Origin of the sequence: Actinophytocola xinjiangensis, assembly GCF_001921215.1 — a bacterium.
GTDB classification, from domain to species: Bacteria; Actinomycetota; Actinomycetes; order Mycobacteriales; family Pseudonocardiaceae; genus Actinophytocola; species Actinophytocola xinjiangensis.
On sequence record NZ_MSIF01000020.1, the window covers coordinates 1 to 9,488 of the forward strand.

Annotated in this window: 1 protein-coding gene and 1 pseudogene; both read right to left on the minus strand. The window is 74.3% G+C overall.

Going from position 1 to position 9,488, the window contains the following annotated elements; translation table 11 throughout:
• A partial coding sequence (locus BLA60_RS30460) for a type I polyketide synthase (protein WP_154814739.1) occupies positions 1-4,478 on the minus strand: 4,478 nt, incomplete at its 3' end.
• A 4-nt stretch (positions 4,479-4,482) separates the two neighbouring features.
• Positions 4,483-9,486, minus strand: a pseudogene (locus tag BLA60_RS30465) (SDR family NAD(P)-dependent oxidoreductase); the annotation flags it as partial.
• Positions 9,487-9,488: the final 2 nt, after the last annotated feature.

Sequence of the window (9,488 nt, forward strand, 5' to 3'; positions counted from 1 at the left end):
CGCCCGGTGGCGACGGCGGCGTCGAGCAGGGCCAGCCCGTCGGCGGCGGTCAGCGGCACGAGGCCGCCCCGGGCGAGGCGGGTGCGGTCGGCGCGCCCGGTCAGCCTGCTCTCCCGCTCCCACAGGCCCCAGGCGATGGCGGTGGCCGAGCGGCCGGCGGCGACCCGGCGCCGGGCGAGGGCGTCGAGGTAGGCGTTGGCGGCGGCGTAGTTGGCCTGGCCGGGCGACCCGAGCACGGCGGCGGCCGAGGAGAACAGCACGAACGTGCCGGCGTCGGCGGCGAGCTCGTCGAGGTGGGCGGCGGCGTCGACCTTGGGGGCGAGGACGGTGTCGAGCCGGTCGGGGGTCAGCGAAGCGAGCAGCCCGTCGTCGAGCACCCCGGCGGCGTGGAAGACGGCGGTCACGTCGATCCCGGCCAGCAGGGCGGCGAGGTCGTCCCGGTCGGCGACGTCGCAGGCGGCGACGGTGACGGTGGCGCCAAGGGCGGTCAGCTCGGCGCGCAGGTCCTCGGCACCGCCGCGTCGGCTGACCAGCAGCAGCCGCCGCACTCCGTGCGCGGTGACCAGGTGGCGGGCGACGAGCCCACCGAGGGTGCCGGTGGCGCCGGTGACCAGGACGGTGCCGTCCCCGAACGCGGGCGCCGTTCCATGGGCGTCCACCTTTACGAGGGTCGGCACGTGGACGGTGCCGGCGCGGACGGCGAGCTGTGGTTGCCCGGTGGCCAGGGCGGCGGGCAGCGCGGCGACCGACGCGGGGTCCTCGTCCAGGTCGACCAGCACGTAGCGGTCGGGGTTCTCGGACTGGGCGGAGCGCAGCAGACCCCAGACGGCGGCGGCGGCGAGGTCGGTGGCGTCGACGGCTCCCCGGGTGACCACGACCAGTGTCGGCCACGAGTCGTCGAGCCAGGTGTGGGCCAGGTCGAGGGCCTGGCGGAGGGCGGCGCGCACGGCGGCCGGCGAGCTGTCGGTGGGGGCGAGGCCGAGCAGGACGGCCTGCGGGTTGTGGCCGGTGTCCAGTTGGGCGTCGAGGCCGAGCGCGTCGGCGTCGTCGACGGCCAGGCGGAGGGGTTCGCCGGTGGCGGGGTGTTCGGTCCAGCGGGGTTCGAGCAGCGGCGGCCGGCGGTCGGGGAACGCGGCCCGCAGCTGCTCGGTGGTGACCGGGCGGCCGGTGAGGGCGCCGATGGTGGCGACCGGGTGGCCGGCGGTGTCGGTGAGGTCGACGCGGGCGGTGTCGCCGGTGGTGGTGAGCCGCACGCGCAGCGCGGTGGCGGCGGTGGCGTGCGGGGTGACGTCGCGCCAGGAGAACGGCAGGCGCGGGTCGCCGGACCGGCCGGCGAGACCGGCGTGCAGGGCGGCGTCGAGCAGGGCCGGGTGCAGGGTGAACCGGTCGGCGTCGGTGGGGTCGGGGAGGTGGACGGTGGCGTAGGTGTGCTCGCCGTGGCGCCAGGCGGCCCGCAGGCCCTGGAACAGCGGGCCGTAGTGGTAGCCGGCGGCGGCGAGCCGGTCGTAGAGGTCGTCGACGGGGATGGGTTCGGCGTCGGGCGGCGGGGTGGTGTCGGCGGTGGGGGTGGCGGCGGTGTCGGTGAGGGTGCCGGTGGCGTGCCGGGTCCACGGCTGGTCGTCGCCGGCGCGGGAGTGGACGCGCAGCGCGCGGCGGCCGGTGTCGTCGGGTTGGTCGACGGTGACGTGCAGGTCGAGCGGGGTGTGGTCGGGCAGGACCAGCGGGGCTTCGAGGGTGAGTTCCTCGACGGTGCGACAGCCGACCCGGTCCCCGGCGTGCAGGGCGAGTTCCAGCAGGGCCGTGCCGGGGGCGAGGACGGTGTCCAGGACGGTGTGGTCGGCCAGCCACGGGTGGCTGTCGAGCCCGATCCTGCCGGTGATCAGCAGGCTTCCGGTGTCGGGCACGGTGGCGTCGGCGCCGAGGAACGGGTGCCCCGACCGGGTGGTGGGCGTGAGCCAGTACCGGTCTCGCTGGAACGGGTAGGTGGGCAGCGTTGTCGGGTGCCCGTCGATGCCCCACCGCACGGGGATCCCGTTGACGTACGCCTCCCCGAGGGAGGCCAGCAGTCGCCGCAACCCGCCCTCGTCACGCCGCAGCGTGCCGATACCGGTGGCGTCGATCGCGGGTACGAGCACGGGGTGCGGGCTGATCTCGATGAACACCGAATGCCCGTCCGCCACCAGCTTGTCCACCGTGGGCGCGAACTCGACGGTGTTGCGCAGGTTCCGGAACCAGTAGTCGGCGTCCGGTCGTCCACCACCGGGAACGGTGGAGTGGAACGGGATCCCACCTTCCAGCGGCGTCACCGGGGCGAGCAGCCGCAGCACCTCGTCGCGGATCGAGTCCACCTGGGACGAGTGGGAGGCGTAGTCGACCGGGATCTTCTTCGCCCGCTCACACCGGGACATCAACACGTCCAACGCAGCCACGTCACCGGACACCACTGTCGCGGCCGGCCCGTTCACCGCCGCGATCGACAGACCCTCGGTCAGCAGCTCCCGAACCTCGCTCTCGGGCATGGGAACCGACACCATGCCACCGCGACCGGCCAGCGCACGGATCGCCTGGGAGCGCAACGCCACCACCCGCGCGCCGTCTTCAAGGGACAGAGCACCCGAGACGCACGCGGCGGCGATCTCACCCTGCGAATGGCCGACCACCCCAGCGGGCTCGACACCGTAGGACCGCCACACGGCGGCCAGCGACACCATCACGGCCCACAACACCGGCTGGACGACGTCCACCCGGTCCAGGTCGTCCAGCACGTCGAACAGCGACCAGTCGACGTGCGGAGCCAGTGCCTTCGCGCACTCCTCCATGCGGGCCGCGAACACCGGGGACGACTCCAGCAGTTCGGCCGCCATGCCAACCCACTGGGAACCCTGGCCGGGGAACACGAACACCGGAGACGTCACCGGACCAGAACCGGTGACGACCTCAGCCGACCGCAGCTCGTCGAGCGTCGAACCCACCACGACCGCGCGGTGCTCGAACAGGGAACGGTTCGTGAGGGTGAACGCCACATCCGCCGGGTCCAGGTCCACCGCACGGACCCGGGACACCAACTCCCCCAACGCCTCCGGGGTCCGCGCCGAGAACGTCCACGGGACCACGCCGCCGGACGGGGACGACGGCTCGGCCGCCACCCCCTCCAGGATGACGTGGGCGTTCGTTCCGCTGACGCCGAAGGACGACACGCCGGCCCGGCGCGGCAGGTCCCAGGCGCTCGGCTCGGTGGCGAGGGACACCGAGCCGGCCGACCAGTCGACGTGCGGGGACGGCTCGCCGGCGTGCAGGGTCGCCGGTATCACGCCGTGCCGCAGCGCCTGGACCATCTTGATCACTCCGGCCACCCCGGCGGCGGCCTGGGCGTGGCCGATGTTCGACTTCACCGAACCCAACCACACCGGGCGGCCGACCTGACCGTAGGTGGCCAGCAGGGCCCGCGCCTCGATCGGATCACCGAGGCTGGTGCCGGTGCCGTGCGCCTCGATGACCCCGATGTCCGAGGTGGACAGTCCGGCGCTGGCGAGGGCCTGGCGGATGACCCGTTCCTGGGAGGGGCCGTTGGGGGCGGTCAGGCCGCTGGACGCGCCGTCGGAGTTCACCGCCGAGCCGCGCACCACCGCCAGCACCCGGTGGCCGTTGGCGCGGGCGTCGGACAGACGTTCCAGGACCAGCACGCCGGCGCCCTCGGCGAGCCCGAAACCGTTGGCCGACGCGGAGAACGCGCGGCAGCGGCCGTCCGGGGACAGCGCGCCCTGCCGGCCGAACTCGACGAACAGGCCCGGCGCCGACATGACGGCCACCCCGCCGGCCAGCGCCAGCGTCACCTCGCCCTGGCGCAGCGCCTGGCACGCCAGGTGCAGCGCCACCAGCGACGACGAGCACGCCGTGTCGACGGTGAACGTCGTGCCCTCCAGGCCGAGGGCGTAGGCGATCCGCCCGGACACGACGCTGGTCGCGATGCCGGTGACCAGGTAGCCGCCGACCTCGCCGGAGGCCTCGTGCATGCGCGGCCCGTACTCGGCGGCGACCGAGCCGACGAACACGCCGGTCCGGGTGCCGCGCAGGCTCTCGGCGCGCAGGCCGGCGGACTCCAGGGCCTCCCAGGACACCTCCAGGGCGAGCCGCTGCTGGGGGTCCATGGCCAGCGCCTCACGCGGGGAGATGCCGAAGAACCCGGCGTCGAAGTCCCCGACGCCGTCGACGAAACCGCCGTGGCGCACGCCGGTGGTGAACAGGCCCTGGTCCCAGCCCCGGTCGGTGGGGACCTCGCCGATGACGTCGCGGCCGGCGGCGACGACGTCCCACAGGTCATCGGGTGAGGTGACGCCGCCGGGGAAGCGGCAGCCCATGCCGACGATCGCGATCGGTTCGGCGCGGCGGTCCTCGACCTCGCGCAGGCGCTGGCGGGTCTCGCGCAGTTCGGCGGTGGCCCGCTTGAGGTAGTCGAGGTAGCGCTGGTCGTCGGTCACGTCCTCACCTGCCCAGTTCGTCGTCGAGCAGCGCGAACAGTTCGCTGGCCGTCGCCGATTCGAGGTCGTCGTGGGCCTGGTGGGTGTCCCAGGTCGCGAGCAGTTGGCGCAGGGTCGCGGCCACCCCGGACGCTTCGGCGACGTCGGCCGGCAGGTCGCGCAGGACGACGGCGAGCCGGTCGAGGTCGGCGGCCACGGCGGCGGCCGGGTCGGCGGGGCCGACCCCCAGCGCGGTGTGCAGGTGGGTGGCGACGGCGCTGGCGTTGGGGTGGTCGAACACCAGGGTGGTGGGCAGCCGCAGCCCGGTGGCGGCGGCGAGCCGGTTGCGCAGTTCGACGGCGGTCAGCGAGTCCAGGCCGAGGTCGAGGAACCCTCGCTCGGGCGGGACGGACGCGGCGCCGGCGTGGCCGAGGACGGCGGCGAGGTGGGTGCGGACCAGGTCGAGCAGCGCGGCCCGCTGGTCGGGTTCGGACAGGCCGGCGAGCCGGGTGGTCAGCGCGGCGCTGTCGGTGGCGGCCGGGCGGCGTGACCGGCCTCTGGCGAGGTCGCGCAGCAGGTCGGGCAGGGCGGGGGCGCCCAGGTCGAACCGGGCGGCGACGACGGCGGTGGCACCGGTGGCCTGGTCGAACAGGGCGAGCGCGTCGGCGGTGGGCAGCGGCCGGACGCCGGTGCGGTCCAGGCGGGCGCGGCTGGCGGTGTCCAGGTGGGTGGTGAGCCCGCTGTCCTGCTCCCACAGCCCCCAGGCGATCGACGTGGCGCCGCTGTGGACGGCGAACGCGTCGAGGAAGGCGTTGGCGGCGGCATAACTGGCCTGCCCGGGACTGCCGAGCACGCCGGCCAGCGAGGAGAACAGTACGAACGCCGACAGATCGGGCAACAGCTCACGCAGGTTCACCGCCGCGTCGACCTTGCAGGCCAACACGTTCGCGATCCGTTCCGGGGTGAGCGACTCCACCGGCCCGTCGTCCAGGACCCCGGCCGCGTGCACCACCGCGTCAACGTCCACACCGGACAACACGTGGGCCAACGCGGACCGGTCGGCCGCGTCACAGGCCACGACGGACACCGCCGCGCCCAGAGCCGTCAACTCATCGCACAACGCCGGCGCCGAACCGGTACGGCTCAGCAGGACCAGGTCGCGGACACCGTGGACGGTGACGAGATGACGGGCCACCAGCGAACCCAGGGTGCCGGTGCCGCCGGTGACCAGGACCGTCCAGTCGGGATCGATGGGGGTGGGGTCGGCGGTGGCTCTGGTGAGGCGGGGCACGTGGACGCGGCCCTCGCGCAGCACGAGCTGGGGTTCGCCGGTGGCCAGGGCGGCGGGCAGGTACTGCCAGGACGCGTCGTCGACGTCGGCCAGGACGAACCGGCCGGGGTGCTCGGACTGGGCGGAGCGCAGCAGGCCCCAGACGGTGGCGGCGGCCGGGTCGGTGATGTCGTCGCCGGCCGCGCCGGTGGTGACGACCACGAGCCGGGACGCGGCCAGTCGCTCGTCGGCGAGCCAGGACAGCACCAGGTCCAGGGCGGCGCCGGCCAGCTCGTGCGCGCGGCCGGCGATCGTGTCCGACGTGGACACGCAGCGGGCGAGGACGACCTCCGGGGCCGGCGCGTCCCAGGGAAGTGCCGCGAGGAACGCCTCGTTGTCCACGAAGGACTCACCGGGCAGGTCCGGGCCGATGGCCACGAGACCGCCGGGATCGGCCGGGGTGACCGGCGGCAGCGGGGTCCAGGCGAGGGTGTGCAGGGGGCCGCCGGGGCGGCGGAGCTGGTCGGCGGACACCGGCCGGGACGCCAGGGCCTCGACGGTGGCGACGGGCCGGCCGGTGGGGTCGGTGAGGTGCAGCCGGCCGTCGCGGACGTGCGCGTGCACGGTGGTGGCGCCGGTGGCGTGCAGGGTGACGCCGGCCCAGGAGAACGGCAGCAGCAGCGGCCCGTCGGGGTCGATCAGGGCGTGCAGGGCGGCGTCGAGCAGGGCGGGGTGCAGGCCGTAGCCGGTGGGGTCGACCGTGTCGGGCAGGGTGACCTCGGCGTACACGTCGTCGCCGTGGCGCCGGGCGGCGCGCAGCCCCTGGAAGGCGGGGCCGTAGTCGTAGCCGGCGGCGGCGAGCCGGTCGTAGTCGACGGTGACCGGTTCGGCCCCGGCCGGTGGTCGGGTGGCGGGGCCGGGGGGTTGGCCGGCGGGGGCGAGGGCGCCGGTGGCGTGCCGGGTCCAGGTGTCGTCGGTGCGCGAGTGGACGGTGACGGGCCGGTGACCGTCCTGTCCGGCCTCGCCGACGGCGACCTGGACGGTCACGCCGCGGTGGACCTGGTCGTCGGGCAGGACCAGCGGGGCTTCGAGGGTGAGCTCGTCGAGCAGGTCGCAGCCGGTGAGCCGGCCGGCGTGCAGGGCGAGTTCGACCAGGGCGGCGCCGGGGGCGAGGACGGTGTCCAGGACGGTGTGGTCGGCCAGCCACGGGTGACTGTCGAGCCCGATCCGTCCGGTGAGGACACAGCCCCCGTCGGCCAGTGCCACCGCGGTGTCGACCAGGGGGTGGTTCCCGTCGGACGCGGGGCGCCGGCGCTGCCAGTACAGTTCCCGCTGGAACGGGTAGGTCGGCAGCTGAACCACCCGACCGGCGTCCCACCGGACGGGGACCCCGTTGACGAACGCCTCCCCGAGCGAGGCCAGCAACCGCCGCAACCCGCCTTCGTCACGCCGCAGGGTGCCGACGGCGGTGGCGTCGATCGCGGGGATCAGCACGGGGTGCGGGCTGATCTCGATGAACACCGAATGCCCGTCCGCCACCAGCTTCTCGACCGTGGGTGCGAACTCGACGGTGTTGCGCAGGTTCCGGAACCAGTACTCGGCGTCCAGCCGACCGCCACCGGGAACGGTGGAGTGGAACGGGATCTCCCCCTCCCGGGGCTCCACGGGAGCGAGCAGCCGCAGAACCTCGTCCCGGATCGCGTCCACCTGCGACGAATGCGAGGCGTAGTCCACCGGGATCCGCTTCGCCCCCTCACAGGACCCCAGCAGCGCCTCAAGCTCCGCGACATCACCCGACACCACGGTGGCCGCCGGCCCGTTCACCGCCGCGATCGACAGACCCTCGGTCAGCAGCTCCCGAACCTCGCTCTCGGGCAACGGAACCGAAACCATGCCACCCCGACCAGCCAACGCACGGATCGCCTGCGACCGCAGCGCCACCACCCGCGCGCCATCCTCAAGAGACAGAGCGCCCGACACACACGCAGCGGCGATCTCACCCTGTGAATGGCCGACCACCCCAGCGGGCTCGACACCGTAGGACCGCCACACAGCGGCCAACGACACCATCACCGCCCACAACACCGGCTGAACCACATCGACCCGGTCCAGGTCGTCCAGCACCTCCAGCAGCGACCAGTCGACGTGCGGGGACAGTGCCTTCGCGCACTCCTCCATCCGGGCCGCGAACACCGGAGACGACTCCAACAACTCCGCCGCCATACCGACCCACTGCGAACCCTGACCCGGGAACACGAACACCGGAGACGTCACCGGACCCGAACCCGTGACGACCTCCGCCGACCGCAGCTCGTCAAGGGTCGACCCCACCACGACCGCGCGGTGCTCCATCACCGACCGGGTCGCGAGCGTGAACGCCACATCCGCCGGATCCAGATCCACGGCACGGACTCGGGACACCAACTCCCCCAACGCCTCCGGGGTCCGCGCCGAGAACAACCACGGGACAACGCCCCCGACCGGGGACGACGGCTCGGACTCGACCTGTTCGAGGATGACGTGGGCATTCGTTCCGCTGACACCGAAGGACGACACGGCCGCCCGGCGGGGCGCGTCCCACGGGTGCTGTTCGGTGGCCAGGGAGACCGAGCCGGCCGACCAGTCGACGTGCGGGGACGGCTCGTCCGCGTGCAGGGTCGCCGGCACGATCCCGTGCCGCATCGCGAGGATCGTCTTGATCACGCCGGCCACCCCGGCGGCGGCCTGGGCGTGGCCGATGTTCGACTTCACCGAACCCAACCACACCGGACGACCGGCCCGGCCGTAGGTGGCCAGCAGGGCCTGCGCCTCGATCGGGTCGCCGAGACTGGTACCGGTGCCGTGCGCCTCGATGACGTCGATGTCGGCGGGGGTGAGGCGGGCGTCGCGCAGGGCGGCCAGGATGACGCGTTCCTGGGCGGGGCCGTTCGGGGCGGTCAGGCCGTTGGACGCGCCGTCGGAGTTGACGGCCGAGCCGCGGACCACGGCCAGGACCTCGTGGCCGTTGGCGCGGGCGTCGGACAGGCGTTCCAGGACCAGCATGCCGACGCCCTCGCCGAGGCCGAAACCGTTGGCGGCGGCGGAGAACGCGCGGCAGCGGCCGTCCGGGGACAGCGCGCCCTGGCGGGTGAACTCGGTGACCAGCGCCGGGGTCGCCATGACCGTCACCCCACCGGCCAGGGCCAGTGAGCAGTCGCCGTCGCGCAGGGCGCGCGCCGCGAGGTGCACGGTCACCAGGGACGACGAGCAGGCCGTGTCGACGGTGACGGCCGGGCCCTCCAGGCCGAACGCGTACGCGACCCGGCCGGACACGACGCTGCCGGCCGAGCCGAGGCCGGTGTCGCCGTAGTCGGTGGTCATCACACCGGCGAACACGCCGGTTCCGGTGCCGCGCAGGCTGTCGGCGGCGATCCCGGCGGACTCGACGGCCTCCCAGGTCACCTCCAGCAGCAGGCGCTGCTGCGGGTCGGTGGTCAGCGCCTCACGCGGGGAGATGCCGAAGAAGCCGGCGTCGAAGTCGCCGGCGGCGTCCAGGAAACCGCCGGGGTGCTGGTCGGGCCAGCCCCGGTCGGCCGGCACCTGGCCGATGGCGTCGCGGCCGGCGGCGACCAGGTCCCACAGCTGCTCGGGGGAGGTGACGCCGCCGGGGAAGCGGCAGCCCATCCCGACGACGGCGATCGGCTCGACCCGCTCGTCCTCCACCTGCCGCAGCCGGGCGCGGGTCTGGTGCAGTTCGGCGCTGACCTTCTTCAGGTAGTCGA